23 protein-coding genes are annotated in these 22,500 nt (G+C 74.3%); 11 read left to right on the forward strand and 12 right to left on the reverse strand.

Annotated features, from left to right (window positions below; all coding sequences use genetic code 11):
• The first annotated feature begins 25 nt into the window (after positions 1-25).
• On the forward strand, positions 26-3,007 hold the full coding sequence (locus ACZ6CZ_RS06145; RefSeq protein WP_469015454.1) for a tetratricopeptide repeat protein: 2,982 nt from the start codon (positions 26-28) through the stop codon (positions 3,005-3,007).
• Positions 3,008-3,041: 34 nt separating this feature from the next.
• Here the strand turns inward: ACZ6CZ_RS06145 and ACZ6CZ_RS06150 are convergent, their stop codons facing one another.
• Positions 3,042-5,072, reverse strand: a complete 2,031-nt coding sequence (locus tag ACZ6CZ_RS06150; RefSeq protein ID WP_469015456.1) for a CASTOR/POLLUX-related putative ion channel — start codon at positions 5,070-5,072, stop codon at positions 3,042-3,044.
• Positions 5,073-5,451: 379 nt separating this feature from the next.
• Here ACZ6CZ_RS06150 and ACZ6CZ_RS06155 point away from each other — a divergent pair, with 379 nt between their 5' ends.
• Together ACZ6CZ_RS06155 and ACZ6CZ_RS06160 are read left to right on the forward strand one after the other, a co-directional pair.
• Entirely contained in the window at positions 5,452-5,673 is a 222-nt protein-coding gene (locus ACZ6CZ_RS06155) for a CbtB domain-containing protein (protein WP_469015458.1), read from the forward strand.
• A 23-nt stretch (positions 5,674-5,696) separates the two neighbouring features.
• Entirely contained in the window at positions 5,697-6,455 is a 759-nt protein-coding gene (locus tag ACZ6CZ_RS06160; protein WP_469015460.1) for a CbtA family protein, read from the forward strand.
• 57 nt (positions 6,456-6,512) lie between these two features.
• Here the strand turns inward: ACZ6CZ_RS06160 and ACZ6CZ_RS06165 are convergent, their stop codons facing one another.
• From ACZ6CZ_RS06165 to ACZ6CZ_RS06180, 4 genes are all read right to left on the reverse strand, one after another.
• The gene (locus tag ACZ6CZ_RS06165; protein ID WP_469015462.1) at positions 6,513-7,103 is read right to left on the reverse strand and encodes a histidine phosphatase family protein; all 591 of its coding nucleotides are present in this window, start codon (positions 7,101-7,103) and stop codon (positions 6,513-6,515) included.
• A 62-nt stretch (positions 7,104-7,165) separates the two neighbouring features.
• Positions 7,166-7,318, reverse strand: a complete 153-nt coding sequence (locus tag ACZ6CZ_RS06170) for a hypothetical protein (protein WP_469015464.1) — start codon at positions 7,316-7,318, stop codon at positions 7,166-7,168.
• 53 nt (positions 7,319-7,371) lie between these two features.
• On the reverse strand, positions 7,372-7,902 hold the full coding sequence (locus ACZ6CZ_RS06175; RefSeq protein WP_469016566.1) for a GNAT family N-acetyltransferase: 531 nt from the start codon (positions 7,900-7,902) through the stop codon (positions 7,372-7,374).
• Positions 7,903-8,217: 315 nt separating this feature from the next.
• Positions 8,218-9,027, reverse strand: coding sequence for an alpha/beta fold hydrolase (locus ACZ6CZ_RS06180; RefSeq protein WP_469015465.1), 810 nt, complete (start codon positions 9,025-9,027; stop codon positions 8,218-8,220).
• A gap of 160 nt (positions 9,028-9,187) precedes the next feature.
• On the opposite strand from ACZ6CZ_RS06180, the gene ACZ6CZ_RS06185 reads away from it, so the two are divergent.
• The 4 genes from ACZ6CZ_RS06185 to ACZ6CZ_RS06200 all read left to right on the forward strand — a co-directional run bounded on the left by ACZ6CZ_RS06185 (position 9,188) and on the right by ACZ6CZ_RS06200 (position 11,700).
• A complete protein-coding gene (locus tag ACZ6CZ_RS06185) occupies positions 9,188-10,093 on the forward strand; it encodes an AraC family transcriptional regulator (RefSeq protein WP_469015466.1) in 906 nt (301 codons plus the stop codon).
• A 96-nt stretch (positions 10,094-10,189) separates the two neighbouring features.
• A complete protein-coding gene (locus ACZ6CZ_RS06190) occupies positions 10,190-10,633 on the forward strand; it encodes an SRPBCC family protein (RefSeq protein WP_469015468.1) in 444 nt (147 codons plus the stop codon).
• Positions 10,633-11,061, forward strand: coding sequence for a MarR family winged helix-turn-helix transcriptional regulator (locus tag ACZ6CZ_RS06195; protein ID WP_469015470.1), 429 nt, complete (start codon positions 10,633-10,635; stop codon positions 11,059-11,061). The genes ACZ6CZ_RS06190 and ACZ6CZ_RS06195 overlap by 1 nt, the downstream gene beginning before the upstream one ends.
• Before the next feature lie 189 nt (positions 11,062-11,250).
• A complete protein-coding gene (locus ACZ6CZ_RS06200; protein ID WP_469015473.1) occupies positions 11,251-11,700 on the forward strand; it encodes an aldo/keto reductase in 450 nt (149 codons plus the stop codon).
• 54 nt (positions 11,701-11,754) lie between these two features.
• Here ACZ6CZ_RS06200 and ACZ6CZ_RS06205 read toward each other — a convergent pair whose 3' ends face one another.
• The 3 genes from ACZ6CZ_RS06205 to ACZ6CZ_RS06215 form a co-directional block, all read right to left on the reverse strand.
• Positions 11,755-12,297 carry an ATP-binding protein gene (locus ACZ6CZ_RS06205; RefSeq protein ID WP_469015475.1) on the reverse strand — a complete coding sequence of 181 codons (543 nt, stop codon included), beginning with the start codon at positions 12,295-12,297 and terminating at the stop codon, positions 11,755-11,757.
• 110 nt (positions 12,298-12,407) lie between these two features.
• Positions 12,408-12,734, reverse strand: coding sequence for an STAS domain-containing protein (locus ACZ6CZ_RS06210; RefSeq protein WP_469015477.1), 327 nt, complete (start codon positions 12,732-12,734; stop codon positions 12,408-12,410).
• 225 nt (positions 12,735-12,959) lie between these two features.
• Positions 12,960-14,624, reverse strand: coding sequence for a glycoside hydrolase family 27 protein (locus ACZ6CZ_RS06215; protein WP_469015480.1), 1,665 nt, complete (start codon positions 14,622-14,624; stop codon positions 12,960-12,962).
• A gap of 156 nt (positions 14,625-14,780) precedes the next feature.
• Here ACZ6CZ_RS06215 and ACZ6CZ_RS06220 point away from each other — a divergent pair, with 156 nt between their 5' ends.
• Positions 14,781-15,383, forward strand: a complete 603-nt coding sequence (locus ACZ6CZ_RS06220) for a hypothetical protein (RefSeq protein WP_469015483.1) — start codon at positions 14,781-14,783, stop codon at positions 15,381-15,383.
• Between the two features lie 43 nt (positions 15,384-15,426).
• Here ACZ6CZ_RS06220 and ACZ6CZ_RS06225 read toward each other — a convergent pair whose 3' ends face one another.
• Complete coding sequence (locus ACZ6CZ_RS06225) at positions 15,427-17,304, reverse strand: PAS domain S-box protein (RefSeq protein ID WP_469015485.1); 1,878 nt, start codon at positions 17,302-17,304, stop codon at positions 15,427-15,429.
• A gap of 451 nt (positions 17,305-17,755) precedes the next feature.
• Between ACZ6CZ_RS06225 and ACZ6CZ_RS06230 the strand changes: the two genes are divergently transcribed.
• The 3 genes from ACZ6CZ_RS06230 (at position 17,756) to ACZ6CZ_RS06240 (ending at position 19,784) form a co-directional block, all read left to right on the forward strand.
• Complete coding sequence (locus ACZ6CZ_RS06230; RefSeq protein ID WP_469015488.1) at positions 17,756-18,355, forward strand: Rv1733c family protein; 600 nt, start codon at positions 17,756-17,758, stop codon at positions 18,353-18,355.
• A gap of 39 nt (positions 18,356-18,394) precedes the next feature.
• Positions 18,395-18,766, forward strand: coding sequence for a VOC family protein (locus ACZ6CZ_RS06235; protein WP_469015491.1), 372 nt, complete (start codon positions 18,395-18,397; stop codon positions 18,764-18,766).
• Positions 18,767-18,899: 133 nt separating this feature from the next.
• On the forward strand, positions 18,900-19,784 hold the full coding sequence (locus ACZ6CZ_RS06240) for an aminoglycoside phosphotransferase family protein (protein ID WP_469016569.1): 885 nt from the start codon (positions 18,900-18,902) through the stop codon (positions 19,782-19,784).
• A gap of 37 nt (positions 19,785-19,821) precedes the next feature.
• Here ACZ6CZ_RS06240 and ACZ6CZ_RS06245 read toward each other — a convergent pair whose 3' ends face one another.
• The 3 genes from ACZ6CZ_RS06245 to ACZ6CZ_RS06255 form a co-directional block, all read right to left on the reverse strand.
• On the reverse strand, positions 19,822-20,814 hold the full coding sequence (locus tag ACZ6CZ_RS06245; protein WP_469015494.1) for an anti-sigma factor RsbA family regulatory protein: 993 nt from the start codon (positions 20,812-20,814) through the stop codon (positions 19,822-19,824).
• Positions 20,811-21,704, reverse strand: coding sequence for an MEDS domain-containing protein (locus ACZ6CZ_RS06250; RefSeq protein ID WP_469015496.1), 894 nt, complete (start codon positions 21,702-21,704; stop codon positions 20,811-20,813). Before ACZ6CZ_RS06250 ends, ACZ6CZ_RS06245 begins: the two co-directional genes overlap by 4 nt.
• A 156-nt stretch (positions 21,705-21,860) precedes the next feature.
• Entirely contained in the window at positions 21,861-22,214 is a 354-nt protein-coding gene (locus ACZ6CZ_RS06255) for an STAS domain-containing protein (RefSeq protein WP_469016571.1), read from the reverse strand.
• Between the last annotated feature and the right edge of the window lie 286 nt (positions 22,215-22,500).

Below are 22,500 nucleotides of genomic sequence, written 5' to 3' on the forward strand. Positions count from 1 at the left end.
CCGGCGGCGGTCGGGGGGAGTGTTCATGGCCAAGCGACGCAAGAAGAGGAACGGTTCGACGGCGGGGGCCGGTGAGCCGCCGCGGTCCGAGACCGCCGGCACGGGGCTCGGAGCCGGAGGCGACCAGGGGAGCGGGGGCGTGCCGGGGCCGGTGAACACGCCGCAGTGGGCCCACGGCACCGGAGACGCCAGGGCCGACAACGGAGGCCTGGCCGTCAGCGGCAACCTGAACATCACGGGCGTGCGGTTGCCTCCGGAGGTGCTGCGGCCCGCCGACACCGAGGCACCGGCCGGGATCGACCATCTGCCGCACCGGACCGGGTGCTTCGTGGGACGGGACCGGGAGCTGGACCGGCTGGACGCCGCGCCGTGCCCGCCCGGAGCGGCGTCGGTGCAGGTGATCAGCGGGTTGGGCGGCAGCGGCAAGAGCGGCCTCGCCGCTCACTGGGCCGCCACCCGGCCGCACGGGCACACCCCCGTCCGGTGGATCACGGCCGACAGTCCCGCCGCCGTGCGGCAGGGACTGGCCGAGTTCGCCGTCGCCCTCCAGCCAGTCCTGGGCACCCTTCTGACCGAACAGGGCCTGGTCGCGTACGCGTCGCAGTGGCTGGCCGCCCACCCCGGCTGGCTGCTGGTCCTGGACAACGTCACCGACCCCGCCCACGTCGCCGACCTGGTCGAGAACTCCCCCGGCGGCCGGTTCCTGATCACCAGCCGGTGCCGTACGGGCTGGCCCGACTCCGTGACCCCGGTCCGGCTGGACGTCCTCGGCCCCGCCGAGTCCCGCGAGCTGCTCACCCGCAGGGCCACCCAGGCCGGTCCCCGCGACCTGGACGGCGCCGCCGACGTGTGCGCGGCACTCGGCCACCTCCCGCTGGCCGTCGAACAGGCCGCCACCTACCTGAGCCGCGACCCGCTGCTCACGCCCCGCGCCTACCTGCGGCTGCTCGCCGCGGACCCGGCCGAGGTGCACGGCCGGGCGGACGCGGCCACCCGTTCCCTGCTGGCGACCTCCCGGGTCTGGCGGCTCACCCTGGACCGGTTGCACTCCCACCATCCGCTGACCACCGACATCCTGCGCACCCTCGCCTGGTACGCCCCCGAGCGCATCCCCGCCGACCTGGCGGTGGCCGACGCCGACCCGGCCGCCCGGGCCACGGCGCTGCAAGCGCTCGACGAGTACAGCATGATCACCAGGGACCCCACCGACGGCACCCTCACCGTGCACCGCCTCGTCCAGGCCCTGGCACGCACCCCCGACGCGTCCGACCCGCACCGCACCCCCGCTCTCGTCGACCGGGCCCGCCGGCAGGCCACCGAGGATCTCGGCCGCGCCTTCCCCGACGATCCCGGCGATCCCGCGACCTGGCCGGCCTGGCGCGCCCTGCTCCCGCACCACGACGCCCTGATCGGCCACGCGTCCGAGGACACGGACACCCACGCGACGCTCGACGTCATGAACCGCACCAGCCTCTTCCTGCGCAGCCAGGGCCTCGTCGTCGACGCCCTGCCACGGCTGCGGCGCACTCTCGCCGCCGGTGAGCGGGTCCTGGGCCCGGACCACCCCGACACCTTGACGGCACGCAACAACCTCGGCCTGGCCCACGAGTCGGCCGGTGACCTGCGCCGGGCCGTTCCCCTCATGGAACGGACCCTGAAGGATTCGGAGCGGATCCTGGGCAAGAAGCACGCCGCGACGCTGCTCGCCCGCAACAACCTCGCCGGCGCCTACCGATCGGCCGGTGACCCGCGCCGGGCCGTCACCCTCATGGAACAGGCTCTGGAGGACCAGCTGCGCATCGGTGGCGAGGACCACCCCGACACCCCGGGCGTCCGCAACAACCTGGCGTACGCCTACGAGGCGGCCGGTGATGTGGCCCGCGCCGTACCGCTGCTGGAACGGGTCCTGAAGGACCGGGTACGGACCCTGGGCGAGCAGCACCCGGACACCCTGACCTCCCGCAACAACCTCGCCTACATCTACCGGGTCGCCGGTGATCCGGCACGCGCCGTCCCGCTGCTCGAACGGGTCCTGAAGGACCGCGCGCGCGTGCTGGGCGACGACCACCCCGACGTCTTCATGTCCCGCAGCGACCTCGCCACCGCCTGCCAGGAGGCCGGTGACGTGCGCCTTGCCATCCCCCTGTTCGAGCGGACGCTGGAGGACCGCACCCGGGTCCTGGGCGCCGGCCACCCGCACACCCTCGCCGCCCGCAACAACCTCGCCGCCGCCTGTCAGGCGGCGGGAGACCTGCGCCGGGCCGTCCCCCTGTACGAACAGGCCGCCGCCGACACCGAGAAGGTGCTGGGCCGGTACCACCCCCTGACCCTGACCGTACGGCACAACCTCGCCGGCGCCTGCCAGGCGGCCGGTGACCTGGGCCGGGCCGTCCCCCTGCTGGACCAGACCCTCAAGGACCGCACGCGGCTGCTGGGCAGGAGACACCCCGACACCCTGACCTCGCGCAACCAGTTGGCCACCGCCTGCCAGGCGGCCGGCGACCTGGGCCGGGCGATCCACCTGCTGACGCAGACGGTGAAGGACCGGGTCCAGGTGTCCGGCAGGAACCATCCCCACACCCTCACCGCCCGCAACGACCTCGCCCACGCCTGGGCGCTCTCGGGCGACCTGCGCCGGGCCGTCCCGCTGCAGGAACAGGCCTTCGCCGACACCGCCCGCGTGCTGGGCGAGGACCACCCCGACACCCTGACCTCACTCAACAACCTGGCCAGCGCCTACCGCGCGGCCGGCGATCCGCAGCGCGCCGTACCCCTGCTGGAGCACTCCCTGGAAGGCCTGACGCGGACGGTGGGCGAGCGCCATCCCCACGTCCTGATGTGCCGCAACAACCTGGCCAGTGCCTACGGGGACCTCGGCGATCCGCGCCGGGCCGTCCCCATGCTGGAGCAGACCCTCGCCGAGGCGCGCGACCTGCTGGGCGAGGACCACCCGACCACGACGAACGTCAAGGAGAACCTGGCCGCCGCCCGCGCCGCACGCCCCTGAGGGAGCTGAGCCCCGGGCCCGTGCCGGTGGCGGGTCAGTCGGCCTCCGGTGCCGGCGGTCCCGCGGACGGGCCGTCCCGGCGCCCCGGGGCCGGGACGCGTCCGGCAGGGCCGCGGTCCGTCGGGCCGTGAGGTCCGCCGCCGATGACGACCACCTCGTCGCCCTCCGCCCAGCGGCGCCGCCGGGTCTTGGCGGGGTTGACCCGTACTCCGTAGTCGGGGGCGCACGAGGCCCGGGCACGGCTGCGGTAGCCGATGGCGCACTCACCCCGGCTCCGGGCCGCCGCGACGACCGTGGCGAACGACGCCTCCTGGCCCGGCCGCACGTACTCGCCGGCCGGCCGCAACCGGATGTCCGTGCCCCCGGCGCGGAACAACTCGTCGAAGACGGAGGCCAGTTGCCGGTTCTGCGAGATCTGCGCCATCAGCAGTCCGATGAGCTTGCCGCTGATGATGACGTCCGCGCCGGGGTCGACCGGCGCGAGGGGCCGGTTGCTGTCGTCGGTCAGCTCGGTCACCACGGGAAGCGCCCGCCCGATCTCCTGCTCCAGGTGCCGCAGCACGAGCAGCGTGACGAGCGTGCGGTTGTCCGGTTCCTCCCGCGGGCCGCCGGTGACCGGGTCCTGACCGAGGACGATCACGCTGTCGTACGCGGAGATGCCGAGGGCCCGCAGGGTGTCCGGCCGGGCCGGATCGCCGCGTCGGAACGCGGTGGTCCACCGGGGGCGTTCGTCCGCCGCGGCAGCGCGCGCGCCGGGCACGGCGGTCGGCTCCCGGACGGCGGGCGCGTCCTGGACCGCGGGTGCGCCCTGGTCCGCGACGACGTCGACGGCCGAACCGGGCGGCGCGTGCCGCCCCCACTCCTCGATCACCAGCGGAGCCCGGCGGTTCCAGCCGAGGAGGAGCAGGCGCTCCGGCCGGGCGGTCGGGGTCCGGGGCGTCGCGAGGGCCGAGGCGTCGACCGCGTCCGAGCAGTCGGCGGGCTGAGCGGTGTCGTCGTCGGCCGAGATGACGAGCAGCCGGTCGTCCGCCCGGAGCACGGTGCCGGGCGGCGGGTTCAGCACGGGCACCGCGCCACGGACCAGACCGACGACGCTCGACGTGGCGTAGGCGAGCAGCGCGTCACCGAAGGACCGGCCGGCGAGGGCGGAGGCCGGGGCCGCGTAGAACTCGTCACCGGCGAAGTCCAGCAAGTCCCGGTACACCAGGGTCACGCCGGGGCGGCGGGCGGCCTGCACCAGCAGCCGCGCGGTGACCGCGTCGCTCTCCAGGACGGTGCCGTGCGGGCCCGCGGCCAGCCGGGCCGCCAGCAGGTACCGGTGCTCACGGACGGCGGCGACGACGTACGGACCCCGCTCGGCCGCGGGCATCGCCGCCCGCAGCGCCAGCAGCGTCCGGACCACGTCGGCGTCGGCCCGCGGCTCGTCGGGAGGCAGCACCAGCACCGAGTCCGCCGTGCCCGGGCTGGTCAGCGCCACCAGCGCCGGGTCGGTCGTGGGCCCGCTCCGGCAGATCAGCCGCGTCCGGCCGGTCGGCCCCACGGCGCCCTGCAACGCCTCCTCCATCGCCGTCTTGTCCCGGTCGGCCAGGACGACCACCGCGGCGCGCCGCTGGTTGGCGTTGGCGGCGACCAGTTCGCCCACCACCGTGAACACCTGCTCCGACCAGCCCAGCACCACCGCGTGCCGCTGCTCCAGCACGGTGGAACGCCCCCGCCGCAGCGCGGTCAGCCGCTCCGTCAGCCCGGTCGTGATGAGACCGACCAGGGTGGAGACGTAGAACACCGCCACCAGCGCCAGCAGCACCGACAGCGCCACCCGCAGCGGCGTGCCCGTGTCGCCGCCCAGCCGCAGCGTCTCACCGGTCCGGCGCCACACCGCCGTCAGCTTCGCCCCGAGGGAGACGGGAGCGCCGGGGTCGGTCCACACCAGGACCGCGCTCACCGGGACGACGACGAGCAGGCACACCGCGGCCAGCCAGCCGACGAGGGCCGACGTGCCCCGCGCCAGCGTCGTGTCGAACCAGTACCGTGCCCGGGCGGCCGCTCGAGGACGCTGCTGCGCCACACTGTCCCCCTCGATGTACCGCGGCGTCCGGCGGAGCGATACCCCTTCCGCCACCCGCGTGTGTACGTTGCAGTCTGCGCACCCGCCGCCGCGGGCACGGGCCACTGGACCTTGATTCATTCCTTCGGGGCATCGACGCGCCACCACCCAGCGAGCTCCTCGCGGGCGAAGGGGAGCAGATCGCTCCGGACGAGGCGGTATTGGCCACGCGTCCGGCACGCGGTACGGTCGGTGCGACATCGACGACGGCAGAACGGAAGCCGGTGGGAAACCGGCACGGTCGCGCCACTGTGTGCCCCTCGCGAGGGGCGAGTCAGACCCGTAGCCGTCGTCCGGCGCACCACCGACCTGGGACGCGAACTCCCGCAGGAGGCACCGCATGGCGCAGCACATCGCTCAGCCGACCGCCGACACCCCCGCTCTGCCCGCCAGACTGCCGATCGGCGCGATCGTCCCCTGGGCGGTCTTCTTCGGCGTCCTGATGCTGGTCCTGCTCTACTTCGTCGGCGCCGAGCAGGGCGCCACGGCCGTCGTCTCCGGCGAGGGCGTCCACGAGTGGGTGCACGACGCCCGCCACCTGCTCGGTTTCCCCTGCCACTGATCCGAGGGGAACCCGGCACACCCATGAACTCCGCAACCGTACGGAGCCTTCTCGTGCGGGGCATGCTCGCCGGCCTCTGCGCCGGCGTGCTCGCCCTGGCCGTCGCCTACTTCCTCGGCGAACCCGACGTCGACAAGGCGATCGGCTTCGAAGAGGCCCACGCCCCGGCCCACGGGCACGAGATGGAGCTGGTCTCCCGCTCACTGCAGTCCACCGCGGGGCTGGCCACCGGCGTCCTGATCTACGGGGTCGCGTTCGGCGGCATCGCCGCGCTCGCCTACTGCTTCGCGCTCGGCCGGATCGGCCGCTTCACCCCGCGGGCCACCGCGCTGCTGCTGTCCGGCTGCGCACTGGTCGCCGTGTACGTCGTACCGTTCCTCAAGTACCCGGCCAATCCGCCGGCGGTCGGCGACGCCGACACCATCGGCGAGCGGACCACCCTGTACTTCCTGATGACGGTGCTCAGCGTCCTCCTCGCGGTCGCCGCCACCCTCCTGGGCAAGCGGCTCGTCCCGCGCTGGGGCACCTGGTACGCCACCGTCGCCGCGGTGGCCGCCTTCGCACTGGTGACCGGCCTCGCGTACGCCTTCCTGCCCACGGTCAACGAGGTCCCCGCGGACTTCCCGGCCACCGTGCTGTGGCGGTTCCGTCTGTCCGCGCTGGCCATGCAGGTCACGATGTGGGGCGGATTCGGCCTGCTGTTCGGTGAGCTGGCGCAGCGGCTGCTGAACCCCCGGCCCGCGGAGGCCGCCACGCCCCGACCGGTGACCGTGGCCGACTGACCTCGTCGCCAGCCTCGGCGAGCCGTCCGCTCGACCGAGCGCGCCGACGGGTGGACTTCACCGCTCCGCGCCGGGTGCGGACGGCTCCGGCGGGCGCCCCAGGCGGAGGTTCCAGCGCCCGGAGCGGCCGCTGAGTTCCGTCATCGTCAGCGGCGGCACGTCCAGCCGCCAGAAGGCCGCGTCGGGCATGCCGAGCGCGTGCACCACGGCCGCCCGCACGACCTCGGGCTCGACCACGGCGAGCGTCCGCCCGTCCGCGTCCGCCGCGGCGTCCAGCCAGCTGCCGACCCGGGCGCACACGTCCCGCACGGACTCACCGCCGTGCGGCGCGGCCGCCGGGTCGGTGAGCCAGCGGGCCATCGCCTCCGGTTCGGCGGCGGCGACCTCGTCGAGCGGCCGGCCCCGCCACCGTCCCGCGTCCAGACCCGCCAACTCGGGCGCGTCCGCAGCCCGCAGGCCGAGGGCCGCCGCCGTCTCCCGGCACCGGGTGCAGGGGGAGACGACGACACGTGCGGCCGGGGGCACATGAGCGGACGCCGCGCGGGCCCGGGCGGTCCCCGCGGCGTCGATGGACCCGCCGTCGTCGAAGCGGCCGCGGCGCAGCGAGGCGCTCGTCGCGGGCGAGAGGAGGACGACTCGGCTGGTCACGTACGAGTGCCCTCCTGTCGCCCTCGGCCCGGATGCGTACCGACTACGGTACGCGTGCCCCACTAGCCCTGGCGGCGGGTGCGGAGCTTCTCGAAGAGGCGCTGGGCCTGGGCGCGGCGCCGGGGGTCGGAGGCGGTGCGGCGCACCTGTTCGATCGTGCGCTGCCCCTGCGGGCTCCGGGTGAACTGCTTGATCCGTTCGATAACTGCGGACATGGCACTCCTTCCGTCTGCGGTGCCCTGCTGTCGTCAGGTCCGTGGTCTTCCGCCTACCCGGTGACGGGCGGTCCAGCCGCCTCCGCCCGCACATCGGTCCCGGAGGCGAGGTCCGTGAGATCGCGGACGTAGGTCAGGCCGGGACGGCCGGACAGCTGCCTCTCGCCGGTGACGGTGAATCCCGTGCGGCGCAGCACGGCCCGTGACGCCGCGTTGTCGAGCCTGCTGGCCGCCCGCAGCACGGTCAGCCCGTAGCGGGACACGGCCAGGGCGCACACCGTGCGCACGGCCCAGGTGGCCAGCCCGCGGCCCGTGGCGCGCTCGGCGATCCGGTAGCCCAGATCGGCGCCTCCGTCCGCCACGTCGACGAGATTGACCCGCCCCAGCACCTCGCCCTCGGCGCCGACCAGCAGATGGAACCAGCAGACCCCGGCCTTCTGTTCGGCCAGCAGGGCGCGGTGCCGCTCGGCGAACCGGGCGAACCAGTCGTCGCCCCGGTCGGGGACGGAGGCGGCGAAGTAGGCGCGGTTCGCCCGCTCGAAGGCGAGCAGTGCGGGGAAGTGGTCCGGACGGAGCAGCTCCATCCCGGGCCTGCCCCCGGGAACGGACTCGGCGACGGACTCGGGAACGGATTCGGTGACGGACGCGGGCGTGGGTTCGGGCATGCACGAGAACCTAGTGCTGCGACCGGAAAGGTTCACCGGCTCGCGACGCCCGGCACGGCACCTCGCGGCGTTGTCGCATCACCCGAGTACATCCAGTACGCGGGCCATGCTCCGCCTTGCGATGCACCGCACCGGACGCCGCGAGCTTCTCGGTGAACCTTTCCGGCCACAGCACTAGGCAAGCCCGTCGCCGTCGCGCTCCTGCTTTTCGCCGGTGCCCCGGCCGGCCCGGCATCACGCGCCGAGGCCGGTGACGAACCCCTCCAGCCGCGCGGCGACCTCGGCGGGTGCCTCCAGCGGCAGCAGGTGCCCGCAGCCGGGGACGACGTCCAGTTCGGCGTGGGGCAGGGCGGGCAGCAGGTGGTCGCGCAGTATCCCGGCCGGCTCGACCCGGTCGTGCTCGCCGGCCAGCACGAGCACCGGGACCTCGATCCGCCGGGCGGCCGCGGTGATGTCCGCGGCGATGCCGTGCAGCGGCCAGGCGAGGCGGGCCGGACCGTCGGCGGCGAGGCTGTCGCGCACCGCCGCGGCTCGGGTGCGGCCGTCGAGCGGGACCGCGGTCAGCACCTGGTCGAGGGACCGCTCGACGGCACTCGGCGAGTCGTAGGCGTGTGACAGCACCTCCTGGTGGTCGGCGGTGACGTGCGCGGGCGGTCGCGGCGGGGCCGGGGCGAGCAGGGCCAGGCCCACCATTCCGCCCGGCCGCCGGGCGGCGGCGAGCTGGGCGACCTTGCCGCCCATGGAGTGGCCCACCAGGACATAGCGCTCCAGGCCGGCCCCGCGCACCAGGTCGAGCAGGTCGCCGGCGAGCCGGTCGAGGTCGTAGGGGCCGGGCAGCGAGCGGGAGGCGCCCCACCCGCGCTGGTCGAAGCGGACCGTGCGCCGGTCCGCCGGCAGCCGTGCCACGACCTCCTCCCAGGTCGCCGCCGATCCGCCCCAGTAGTGCACCAGCACCAGGGCCGGCCCGCGGTCCCCCTGCCGGTGCAGCCGGAGCCGCCCGCCCGGGACGGCGACGGAGTCGGTGCGGGTGGTGGTTTCGCTCATCTCGGTTCTCTCCGTCGGTTCCGGTACCGGGGCGCCGGTGTACGGCAGGCCGGGTACCGTGCGTGGTTCGTGCGGTCGAAAGCCGCGTTCGGAAGCGGGCGTGCGTCACCGACGGTACGAGCGGTGGAGTACCAGGGGCACGGTGGAAAGGAGCACGGTCATGGTGGAAACCGGTCAACCGCCCGCCGCGATCCGCCACCTGCGCTACGCCCCGGCCACCGGTGTGCGCCTCGGCGTCGAGGTGCTCGACTTCGAAGGGCTGCGAAGGATGGACCCCGGACGCCGCCGGGTCCGGCCGCAGCGCCCCGACTTCCACGTCCTCGCCCTCGTCCGGTCCGGTGCTGGCCGGCACACGGCGGACTTCGCCGAGCAGCCCCTGCGGCCGGGCAGCGTGGTGTGGCTGCGCCCCGGTACGGTCCACCGCTGGACCGACGTGGAGCGCGTCGACGGCCCGCTGATCCTCTTCGAACCGGACTTCCTGCCTCCGCCCCCGGCCACCGCCCACCCGACCACCGTCCACTCGGCCGCGGACCCCTTCGCGCCCCACACCTGGCGGCTGGACGGCCGGGCCCGGGAGCTGGCCCTGCTCGCCGCGGACCACCTCGCCGCCGAACACGCCCACGCCGTCGACGCCCCCGCCACCGCCTCGCCGCCCCTGCTGGCCCACCTGCTGGCTGCGCTGGTGCTGCGGGTGCTCCCGGCGGCCGCCGCTGCCTTTGGGCCCGCCGGCCAGGGCCGCGACCACGAGGTCTTCCGCCGCTACCGCGCGGCGGTCGAGCGGGACTTCACCCGCCGCCACCAGGTGGAGCACTACGCCCGGGCCCTCGGTTACGACCGGCGCACCCTCACCCGCGCCACCCGCGCGGCCACCGGCCTGGGTGCCAAGCAGTACCTCGACCGGCGCGTCCTGCTGGAGGTCCAGCGGCTGCTCGCCCACACCGACCTGCCCGCCGCCCGCTGCGCCGAGCGGGTCGGCTTCACCGACGCGGCCAACTTCACCGCCTTCTTCCAGCGGCAGACCGGTCTGCCGCCCCACCGCTGGCGCAGCACCCGCGGCGGCTGCTGACACCGGCCCGGCCGGCACGGACCCGGCAGGGAGCCACCCGCCCGCCCCGGTGCGAGGCCGCCTGCTGGACAGATAGTCCGCGCACAGATAATCTACGTGCAGACATTCCGACCCGGGGAGACCATCATGTGGACGTACGAGCACAGCATCGAGACCGCCGCCGCGCCCGAGGCGATCTGGCGCCTGTGGGCCGATGTCGAGAACTGGGGACGGTGGAACGCCGACATCGAGAGCATCGAGATCGACGGCCCCTTCGAGGCGGGCACCCGGATCGTGATGAACCCCGGCCAGGACCCGGTGCACCTGCGCATCGCGGAGACGGCCGTCGACGAGGTGTTCGTGGACGAGGCCCGCATCGACGGCCTGGTGCTGCGCACCGTCCACCGGCTCGACCGGGGCGAGCGGCTGCGCACCCGGGTGACGTACCGCATGGAGATCACCGGGGACGCCGCCGACGCCGTCGGCCCCGAGATCGGCCCGGCCGTCACCGCCGACTGGCCCGCGACCATGACCGCCCTCAGCGAACTGGCCGGCGCCTGATGGCGCTCAAACCGGGTGAGAGCCCCGGTTTCCTGCTCTGGCACACGACGCTGCGCTGGCAGCGGGACGTCGCCGCGGCCCTGGCCCCGCTCGGCCTGACCCACGTGCAGTTCGTGCTGCTGGCCTGCACCTGGTGGCTGAACTCGCAGGGCGAACGGCCCAACCAGCTGACCGTGGCCCGGCAGGCGGGCACCGACGTCAAGATGACCTCGCAGGTGCTGCGCGCCCTGGAGGGCAAGGGGTGGATCGAGCGCGAGGTCGACCCGGCCGACACCCGCGCCAAGCGGCTGCGGGTCACCGACGCCGGCGCCGCGCTGGCGCCGCGCGCGATCGCCGCCGTGGAGGAGGTCGACGCGCGCTTCTTCCGGCCGGTCGACGTCGGCGAGGCGGTGAGTCTGCTCGGCCGCCTGGCCCGCCCCGAAGCCTGAGGCGCCCTGGGCGATGCGCGCGCCGCGCCGGGGTCCCGGCCTCCGTTCACGCGACCGGTCCGGCGTCCGCCTCCGGTCCGGTGACGAGCCGGGAGGCCAGCTCCTCGGCCAGTCGGGCGGCGTCGCTGCGCCGGCGGCGGGAGAGGGCCAGGCCCAGGTGCCGGCGCGGGCAGCGACTCGGTCGGCGCGTTGCGGGACCTCGCCGACGCCGGCACCGTCCGCATGGTCGGCCTCTTCAACGTGGACCGGGAACAGATCCGCACGGCGCGGGACATCCTCGGCCCGCGACGGGTCTTGGTGCAGAACCGCTTCTCACCGGCCCACCCCGCTGCCCGGGCCACCCTCGACCTGTGTACGGAACTCGGCCTGGCCTTCCTGCCGTGGAGCCCGCTCGGCGGGATCTCGCGCAGCGCCGTCGACGGGCCGGCCGGTCCCGCTCCGGCGCCGGACATCCCCTTCCACGCCCTCGCCGAGGCCCGCGGTGTCAGCCCGCAGCGGATCCGCCTGGCCTGGCACCTGGCGCAGTCTCCGGTGGTGGTCCCGATTCCCGGCGTACGTCGGCCGGTTTCGGCCCGCGACTCGGCGGCGGCAGCCTGGCTGGTGTGGTCGGCGGCCGAGCCGGCGGGGCTTCGTCTCTGAGCCGGTGGGCCGATCCGGAGCACCCGCTCGGTGAGCGGTCCGCTCACCGGCGGTTCAGGCCGGCGGCCCCTCCAGGATCCGCGCCCGCACGGCCGCCCGGTCCGGCTGGGAACGCGGCATGGAACCACGGGGCTGTCCCGCGTCCGGCTCGGTGCCGTCCGCCGCGGGGGCCGCCGGGTGCAGGATCAGCTCGGCGACGACCTGCTTGCCGTCGTCCAGCGGGACGGTGTGGAAGCGGTGGCACAGCCGGGTGACGAGCAGCAGCCCCTGTCCGCCGACGCGGCGCGGGTCGTGCGTGCGCGCCTCGGGCGAGCGGGAGGAGCTGTCGCGCACGGTGATGCGCAGCAGGGTCGCGTCGGGTGCCAGCTCCAGCAGGAGTCCGCCGGGGCCCGGCGCGTGGCGCAGCGCGTTGGTGACGAGTTCGCTGACGACGATCTGCGCGTCCTGGTCGGCCGTGCGGCCGGGGCGGTGCAGTGCCCGGGTCAGCAGGGTGCGGACGGCGAGCCGGGCATCGGCGATGGACGTGCCTTCGGCGCCCCAGACGGCGCAGTAGCGCAAGGGTGTCGGTTGGCGGTGTTCATCCGTCGCCTGCTTCATAAGCGGGATGACCATGGAAGTCATTTCTGTCGAAGTGCGGATCAGTCTTCCGATCGCCGCTCGGTGCTCTCGGAATACTTCGCGTGCCCCCTGTGGTCGCGATCATGGGGTCATACGGGGCCTTCTGCGGGATCCGTGTCGAGGATCTTGAAGTATGGACGCGTGCCGCTGACGTCCAGGAGCCTGCTGACCGCGGGGTGCAGGGGGCCCCGCAGGATGAGTTCACGGCCCTCGGCGTCATGGCGGCGCCGGGCGGTGAGCAGGGCGTTCAGCAGGGTGCTGTCGGCGAAGGTGACCCGGAACAGTTCCACCACCGTGGTGGGCGGTCCCGCCAGGGCGGCGGCCTCCCAGGCGGCTTCGACCTCCTCGGCGTCCTCGTGGTCGAGCTCGCCGCAGAGGCTGACACGGACGACCTGACCGTGGTGCGTGACGCGCACTTTCGTTTCCGGACCGGCATGCATGGCGACATCCTCACACTGCCGTGCCGGGGTAGCCAAGCTCGCCGGGGCGAGGTCACACGCGGCCGGCCGCTCCCCGCGGCCCGGCGCGGGCCGTGCCACGGGGAGCGGCGGTCGCTCTGTGAGCACCCTCACGTGCCTGTCGTCAGCCGTCTGCCGGGCGGGTGCCGCGTCCCCGGCCGGTGGGGCCGGGGACGCGCCGGGTCACCCCAGGGCCCACTTCTGGTTGGCCCCGCCGTTGCAGGTCCACAGCTCCAGGGCGACGCCGTTGACGTTGCCGGCGGGTTTGTCGCCCCCGGTGACGTCGAGGCAGAGCCCGGACTGGGTGCCGGTCACGGTGCCGTCGGCGTTGAGGCGCCACTGCTGGTTGGCGCCGCCGTTGCACGTCCACGACTGGACCTTGGTGCCCGCCGAGGTCTGGTTGTCGTAGGCGTCCAGGCACAGGGTGGCGCCGAGCAGCCGTAGCTCGCCGGCGGCCGTGAAGGTGACGGACTGGTTGGTGCCGCCGTGGCAGTCCCAGATCTCGACCTTCGTCCCCGGGTCGGTGGCGCCCCCGGCCACGTCGAGGCAGCGCTGTGAGGAGGCGCCGACCAGCGGGTGCGTGGTGCCGGTGCTGCTGCCGCTGCCGGGCGAGACCCGGTACATCACCGTGCCGTGTGCCGGTACCGCGGCGCTGATCGTGCCGCTGGTGGAGGACACTGCCTTGGTCCACAGATTGGTCAGCCGGTACGACGACGCGGACGGCAGACCGGCCGCGGCGGCGCTGGTGCCGACGGTGGCGGCGGAGCCGCTTTCGTTGGTGAGGGTCACCGCCCGGTCGCCGTCGGCCAGTTGCTTGCTCATCACGACCAGCCCGCCGGACGACGACACCACGGTGCCCTGCTTGCCCAGCGGGTCCTGGTCGACCGCGATCACGTCCGCGTTGCGCAGGATGGTCAGCGTGGCCGCACTCGCGCTGCGGATGTCGCTGCCGATCAGCAGCGGGGCGGCCATCTCCGCCCACAGGCTGAAGTGGGTGCGGTACTCGGTGTCCGTCATGCCGCCGTTGCCGACCTCCAGCATGTCCGGGTCGTTCCAGGCGCCCGGCGCCGCGTACCGCGCGAGCGACTGGTTCTGGTGCGCGATGCCGATCATGCTGGACCAGTTGTCCTGGATGTCCCCGGTGGTGCGCCAGGAGTTGCCGACCGCGGGCGCCCACGTCCAGGGCTGGTTGGAGCCCCATTCGCAAATGCTGTAGAGGATCGGGCGTCCGGTGGCGGCCAGCGCGTCCCGCATCGCCTTGTAGCGGGTCTGGGCGTCCACGCCCTGGTTGTTGCAGTTGTCGTACTTGAGGTAGTCCACGCCCCAGGACGCCCACAGGGCGGCGTCCTGCCGCTCGTGGCCGAGGCCGCCGGGGAAGCCCGAGTTGCTGCACGTCTTGGTGCCGGCGCTGGAGTACAGGCCGAACTTCAGCCCCTTGCCGTGCACGTAGTCGGCGAGGGCCTTGATCCCGTGCGGGAAGCGCACCGGGTCGGGCACCAGGTTGCCGGCGGCGTCCCGGCTGGGCAGGGCCCAGCAGTCGTCGAGGTTGACGTACTGGTACCCGGCCGCCTTCAGCCCCTGCGAGACGAACAGGTCCGCGATGCCCTTGACCATCGTCTCGTCGAACTGCGACCCGCACTGGGTGGAGTTCCAGTTGTTGAAGCCCATCTGGGGTGTCCGGGCCAGGCCGTTGTCCAGGGCCGCGGCGTGCGGCGCCGCACTCAGTACGGCGGTGACCGCCGCGCCCGCGGTCAGCGCCGAGGCACCGGCCAGGCCGCCCGCGGCCAGGGCGAGGGAGGCGGCCATGGCCGCCAGGCGCCGGCGGATGCTCAGTCGTTCGGGTGGCATGTGCGGCTCCAATGGGGGAGGGAAGAACACACAATCCAACGGGGTCGAACGAAAACCCTCATAGAACACTGCGGAGACGCGTGCATGTCAATGGCTGGGACGCCGCCGCCGTATACCGGTCGCCCGGGGCGGACCGGCTCTGGCAGGGTGTCCGCCATGGACAGCCCGCCCGCGCAGCCCCGGCCGCCGCGCCACCGTGACCACGGCACCTGGCTCGTGCGGTACACCGGCCGCATCCTGGTGGTCTGTCCCGGGTGCGGTGGCCGCGCGCTCGTCGTGCCGCTGCCCGGTCTCCCCCCGTGGCGGCACGTCGGCGAACTGCTCTTCCTGCCCCGCCGGCTCAGCTGCGCCGGCTGCGGCACGGTCGCCGGGTGGACGGCCGCGCAGCGGGGCACCGCTCTGGTCGGCGCCGTGGCCGGCGGCACCGAGGATCCCTTCTTCCGGCGCCCGCTGTGGCTCCAGACCCGCTGTGCGGGCCGCGTCCTGTGGGCCTACGACGCCGAGCACGTCGACGCCCTCGCCGGCTATGTGGGCGCCCGGCTGCGCGAGCGGTACACCTCCCCGACGATGTCGATGTTCGCCCGGCTGCCCGCCTGGATGAAGTCCGGGCGCCGCCGTGACGAGGTGCTGGCGGGCCTGGCTGTCCTCCGGGACCTCGCGGGCCGATCGGCCCCGGCCGACCGCTCCGACGCGGCCCACGAGCGCGCCGACCGCCCCCGCCACCACGGCAGCGTGCTCTTCCGCGGCGGCCCGTACTAGACGGCATCCCGAGGCATTCCGGGGGACGCGCCGCCGGGGGGAGTCACAGCTTCAGGGTGAACCAGGTCGTCTTGCCCTCGTCCGTCGGCCGCACCCCCCAGCTGTCGGCGAGCGTGCGCACCAGGAACAGACCGCGCCCGGACTCCTCGTCCTCGGCGGCCAGACGCGGCTGGGGCAGGTGCGGGCTGTGGTCGCTGACCTCCACGGTGAGGTCCGTGGCGGTCCGGCACAGGCGCAGGCCCAGCGGGCCCTGGGCGTGCTGCACCGCGTTGGTGAGGGTCTCGGACAGCAGCAGCAGGGCGTCGTCCGCCGGCTGCGCGCACTCCCACGACATCAGGGTCCGGCTCAGGAAGGCGCGGCCCTCGGGGACGGAGGCCGCGGCGGCGGGCAGCTCGGTGGTCACGGCGGCCAGGGGAGCGGCCGGGAGCTGGGCCAGCAGCAGCGTCACGTCGTCGTTGTGGCCCTCCGGGTCCGGCAGCAGCGCGGCGAGCACATGGTCGGCGGCCGCCTCCAGACCCTCGGCCTGCGGGAAGAACGTGTCCAGCACGGTGGTGAGTTCGCCGAGCCGGACCTCGATGTCGCTGTCGGGCGTCTCGATCAGGCCGTCGGTGTACAGCACCAGCGTGGCGCCGGGTGCCATCTCGTGGCTGGACTGCTCGTACAGGACGTCACCGACGCCCAGCGGCGCGTTGACCGGCGCGGGCAGGGCGCGCACGCCGTCCCACGGGCCGACGACCAGCGTCGGCAGATGCCCGGCGGAACACACCGTCACCGCGCCCACGTCCGGGGCGATGATCAGGTAGCAGCAGGTGACCAGCTGGTCGGGTACGTCGAGATCGGTGACCACCGTGTCCAGGGCCTGCATCAGCTGGCGCGGTTGCATCCCGGTCTTGGCCAGGGCGTGCGCGGCCGAGCGCAGCTGCCCCATCACGGCGGCCGCCTCCAGGCCGCGGCCCATCACGTCGCCGATGAGGACCCCGACCCGTCCCGCGCCCAGCGGTATGAGGTCGAACCAGTCACCGCCGACGCCCGCGCCCTGCGTGGCCGGCCGGTAGCGGCTGGCCGTGTCCAGGCCGGGAATGGCGGGCGGGGTCCCCATCAGGCTGCGTTGCAGCGTGAGCGCGATGTGCTGCTGCTGTTCCAGCAGGGCCGTGAGCTCCGCCTCGGCGCGCTTGCGGTCGCTGATGTCCCGCACGATGGCACAGGCGCCGACGACCTCCCCCGCGGTGTCCCGGGTCGGCCACAGCGCGACGTCCACGTCCAGCAGCGCCGCGTCCCTGGTCACGCGGAGGGTCTCGAAGTGCTCCACCTTCTCGCCCTGCCGCAGCCGCTTGAGCAGGGCGTGGATGTCCTCCTCCAGCTCGGGCGGCGCGAGCAGGGACACGTGCCGGCCGATCGCCTCCTCGGCGGTGTAGCCGTACAGGCGCGCGGCGGCGGCGTTCCAGTAGGTGATGTACCCGTCGAGCGTCATGGCGAGGATGGCGTCCTGGGAGGACTCCACGAGCGCGGCGAGTTCGTTGATCCGCGCCTCGGCCGCCTTGCGGTCGCTCACGTCCCGCACGGCCGCCGACACCAGCAGCCCGTCCGCGGTCTCCAGCGGGCTGAGGCTGATCTCCACGGGGAACTCGCTGCCGTTCTTGCGCAGCCCGTGCAACTCCAGACCGGCGCCCATCGGGCGCACCTGGCGGTTGGCGGCGTAGCCGTCGCGGTGACGCGTGTGGTGGCCCCGGAAGCGGACCGGAACCAGCAGATCGACCGGCCGGCCCAGCAGTTCCTCGCGGCGGAAGCCGAACAGCGCCTCCGTCTGCGCGTTGACCAGCCGGATGATGCCGCTGTCGTCGACGATGACCATGGCGTCCGGCGCCGCCTCCAGCAGCCCCCGGAACCGCTCCTCGGCCGCCGACGGGCCCCCCGGGGACACCTGCGCCCCGCACTGGCACCGTTCGAGGGCCGGGGGGTCCGGGGAGCGTGACCCATTTACGAAAGCGCTCACGCCTGCCCGCCCCTCGCTCGCCCGATCCTGCGGACATCCCAGCGCATGCGGGACGCGTCGGCGGCGGCTTGTCGCCTCATGGCCGTACGGTGCCGCAACGCGTTCGGACGGTGGACGAACAGATGCCTGACGCGCCCCCGGCTGACCGCCCACGATCGTGTGGTGACACCGGTCGCCCGGGGCCCCTGGAGGCTGCGGGTGGCCACTCCCGACACGGTGGTGTCACTCTGGAGTGGCAGGTCCCCCGGCGTGTGAAGGAGGCCTTCCCCGGCCGTCGCCCCGCGCGGCGGCACTCCGTGCGCCGACCGGGCCTGCACGCCGTGCGGTACGCCGCGTGCGCCGCGGTACGGCCGTCGACACGGGACAGGAGGCGTCGACGATGACACGGACAGCTCCCACGACGGTCACCCGCCTGCGGCTGTGGCGCTGGCACCGCAATCCACTGCGCCGGCACAGCGACGTCATCGAGGCCTGGATCGTGCTCGTCACCTGGGTCGTCGCCGCCCTCGTCGCGGTTCTCGCCGGTGTGGCCGCGGCCCGGACGGTCGACTCGGGCTTCTCGGCGCGGGCGGCCCGCGTGCACGCCGTGTCCGCCGTCGTCACCGACGACGCGGCCCGGACGCCCGTCAACGGCGGCTACGACGACGGCCGGGTGTGGGCCCCGGTGCGCTGGACGGACCCGGACGGCTCGGCGCACACGGGACGCTCCAAGGTCTTTCCCGGCGCTCCGGCGGGCACCCCGGTCACCGTCTGGACCGACCCCGCGGACCGGGTGGTGACTCCACCCGTCACCGGCCTCGCGGCGACGCTCCAGGTGGCCATGGCCGGCGCCGTGATCGCGCCCATGGCCGGCGCGGCGGTGTGGGCCACGGGATGGGTGGTGCGCACCCGCCTCATCCGGCGCCGCATGGCCGAATGGGACGAGGAGTGGAAGCAGATCGGCCCGCGCTGGGGCAACCTCAGCGGAGGAAGGGGCTGACGGCCCCGCCCACCGCACGTGTGCGGCACACTGGCGGGCGTGCCCCTGTCGCTGCACCACATCGTCATCGACGCCCATGACCTGCCCGCGCTCGCCCGGTTCTGGGCAGCCGTCCTGCGCTGGGAGATCCTCTCCGAACGGGAGCGCGAGGTGGTGATCGGACCGGACGTGAGCGCGCCGGTGGGCATCTGCTTCATGCCGGTGACGGACCGCAAGACCGTCAAGAACCGCCTGCACCTCGACCTGACGTCCGCCGCCGAGGACCGGGAGGCCGAGATCGAGCGCGTCCTGGCGCTCGGTGCCCGCCGGGCCGACGTCGGACAGAGCGGCGGCGAGTCCTGGACCGTGCCGGCCGACCCGGAGGGCAACGAGTTCTGCGTCGTCCGTCCCAAGGAGACCCTCGTCGGGTGACCGGTGCCGCCCCGAACCGCCCGCACGTGAAAGGCGTTTGACGCTCGGCACGACCGGTGGTCGGATGGCGGCCATGACCGCAGGGCAGATGACTCCAGGGCAGTCGGCCGCGGAGCCCGCCACGGCACCGCGGATGCACGCCGGCACGTATCCGGTCGACGTCGGCCTGGTACGGCGGTTGATCGCCGGGCGGTTCCCCCGGTGGGCGGGGCTGCCGGTGGAGCGGTGGCCGTCCGGTGGCACCGTGAACGCCATGTACCGGCTGGGCGACGACATGGTCGTACGGCTGCCGCTGGTGGCGGGCGGGGCCGGTGACGTGTCCATGGAGCGGGAGTGGCTGCCCCGTCTCGCGCCCCACCTGCCCGTGCCCATCCCCGAGGTGCTCGGCGCCGGCGAGGCGGCCCACGGGTATCCGTGGCCCTGGTCGGTGTACCGCTGGCTGCCGGGCGGACATCCCCGGGCGGGCGCGCTGAGCGACCCGGTCGGGCTCGCCAGGGACCTGGCCGCGTTCGTGACCGCGATGCGGAGCGTCACGCTGCCGTCCGCTCCGCGGGCCCACCGGGGAGGGCCGGTCGCCTCGCTCGACGCGGAGACCCGGGCCGCCCTCACGGCGCTGCGGGGGATGCCGGAGGAGGACGTGGACGGCGATGCCGCGGCCGCTGTGTGGGAGGAGACGCTGCGGGCTCCGCAGTGGGGCGGCCCGCCGGTGTGGCTGCACGCCGATCTGATGCCGGGCAACCTGCTGACCGACGGCGGCCGCCTGGCCGCGGTGATCGACTTCGGGTGCGCGGGGGCGGGCGATCCGGCCTGCGACCTGTTCCCGGCCTGGAACCTGCTGCCCGCTGACGCGAGGGAGGTCTTCCGCACGGCACTCGACGTGGACGACGCGACCTGGCTGCGCGGCCGGGGGCGGACCCTGTCCCAGGCGCTGATCGCCCTGCCGTACTACCGGCACACGAACCCGGCGATGGCGGACAACGCCCGGCACGTGATCCGGGCGGTGCTGGACGGGGAGTGAGACGCACCGCCGGGCCCGGGAACCGCTCGCCCGGTCCTCAGTCGGCCCGGGTCGTGGAGACGTGGAGGCGGACCGTGGTCCCGATCCGGTCGCTGTGCACCTCCAGCAGGTCGCACAGGTGGCGGACCGTCCACAGGCCGTGGCCGGACGCCTGCCGGGGGTCGGGCGGCAGGTACCCGGCGTACCAGGCGGTGCCGGAGGCGCCGGAGGTGCCGGGGTCGGTGACGTCGGTGACGACCCGGGAACCGCAGCGGCGCATCAGGACCCGGCCGCCGCCCCCGCCGTGCCGGACGGCGTTGGTGGCGACCTCGTTCACCGCGAGGACGAGCCGCTGCACGCCCTCCCCGGACAGCCCCAGCGCGGCGGCGGTGCCGGTGACGGAGGACCGCAGAGCCGCGAGGTCGGCTCCGAAGGTGAACACGGCTTCCTCGCCCTCCGCCGCCAGGGGTTCCAGCGGCGGCCGCCACGACGCGGCCGCGGCCGCCGGGTCGGCGTAGTGCTCACTGGCCCGGGCGGTCGCGGCGACCGCCAGCTGCGGGTGGGTGCGGCGCGCGTCGGCGACGACGGACGGCGGCAGGACCCGGGTGTCGTAGGGACAGACGATCCAGGCCGGGCAGTCGGCGAACGCCACGTTGATCGCGGACTCGTAGCGGGTCCACTCGGCGGTCTCCAGGCGGTCGCGGCCCTGCCAGACGGGTTCGCCGATCACCCGCACCTGCCGGTGGAGGCCGGTCGCGGTGCGCCGGTCGACGTAGCGGTAGTAGGCGCCCAGGGTCGTGCCGGGCTTGCCGTACCAGTCGCGGGCGTCGAGGAACTCCACGCGGTCGGCCGCGCCGGCCAGGGCGTGGCTCAGCAGGGAGATGTTCGCCTCGGTGGTCACCGCCAGGACGGCGTCGCCCCGGTCCAGCCCGTCGTGGCAGAAGGGCAGGGTGGCGGCGAGGAACTCGTCGTCGCTGCCGTAGACCAGTCCCTGGTGAGTGAGACCGGGGCCGGGGGAGTGCGCGGGGCGGCAGACCGGGGCGTCGATCACGCGGGCACCTCAGCGGTGCCTATCGTGAGTGCGGGGATGTCGTCGAAGCCGGCCAGCGTGATCACCTGGGCCAGCAGCGGTGCCAGGTTCACGACGTGCAACTGCCGGCCGTCGTCCATGCGGGCGGCGGCGTGCGCCAGGGCGCGCACTCCCGCCAGGTCGATGAACTCCAGTTCCCGCATGTCCACCCAGAGGTCCCCGGGCCAGTCCAGTGCCGTGCGCAGCGCCGCGCTCAGGGCGTCGGTGGCCTGGTGGTCGACGGCGCCCACCACCCGGAGGGCTCGCCGGCCGGCGCGGAAGGCGGGCACCAGGCGCAGCCGGGCGTCGCTGTGCAGGGGGGACAGCTCGGCGGTCGCGGGGTGGCACTCCTCGAAGACGCGCAGGCGGTCGGCGGTGAAGCGGCGCGCGTCGTACTGGCAGACGGCCGAGGCCCGGTTGCCGGCGAACACGCGGTTGACCTTGGTCTCGTACTCGGCGAGCCGCTCGCCGCCGGGCACGTCCCGCAGTGCCCAGCCCATCTCCCCGCTGACCCGGAAGCCCGTGTAACCGGCCGCGAGGGAGTCGGTGACCTCCTGCTCGAGGGTGGCCACCATCACGTCGGGATCGAAGGAACCGGCCGCCAGGTAGCTGTCGTCGGCGGTGGTGACGACCAGCTGACCGCGTGCCATGGCCGGACCGGGGTCGATGCCGGCCTCGGTGAGCCGGCCGAGGACGTCCTCGGGGGCGCTGCGGTCGGCGAAGTAGAGCACCCGCTCGCCCTGCCGCAGCCCGTCCGTCAGGTACGTGGTCAGCACCCGGTGCTGCTCGGCGTCGTCGGCGAAGGCCAGACAGACGTGATCACCGCAGCCGATGTCCCCCGCCGCGAGATCCCTGCGCGTGTCCGTGACCACCTCAGCCCAGCCCCACAGCCCTCACCGACGTCATGACGCCGGGCGGTTGCCGTCCCGCTCGTCGCGGCCGTCCGGTGGTTGCATCCTACAGAGAGCCGGCGTGTCACTCCAGGGCGCCCGGCATGCACAGCAGGATGCGGGCGCCGGTACGGGCGTTCAGCGGCGCAGGTGCTCGACGGCCTGTTCCGTCGTGGAGTGCACGGTGAACACCTGGTCGAGACCGACGATGCCGAACACTCGCTGAAGATCGGTGCTCAGGCCGACCAGGGTCAGCGTGGAGCCGGCGGCCTCCGCCTGGTGGTAGGCGGTGATGAGCACGGTCAGACCGGTGGAGTCGCAGTGCTCGAGCCCCGCCAGGTCGATGATCACTCCGACGTCGGGGGAGAGGGGGACCTCCGCCAGGGCGGCCCGCAGCCGGGGTGCCGTGTGGTAGTCCAGGTCACCCTCGACACTCACCACGACCGGCCCGCCGGGGTGGGGCCGCTGGCTGATGGTGAGGGAGCGCTCCATGTCGGTCACTGGTGGTCTCCTGTGCGGTGGGAAACGGGCAGTCGCCGCACAGGCGGTGCGGGTCGTGCCGGGCCTGACGCGACGTTCCCTTCCACCGCGTCCGCTGCGGGGTTCTGCTTCGTGCCGGGCCGGACGGGTATCCGGGATCAGCTGGCCTATCCTACGAAGTCGTGCCACCCGGGGTGACGGGCGGTACCCGGTACCGGCGCGGACGTCCGGACCGGGCGTGCCGCCGTGCCGGGGGCGGCGGACAGGGCGGGGCCGGTGCCGGCCCGGGCGAACGCGG

The organism is Streptomyces sp. NPDC041135 (assembly GCF_055592085.1).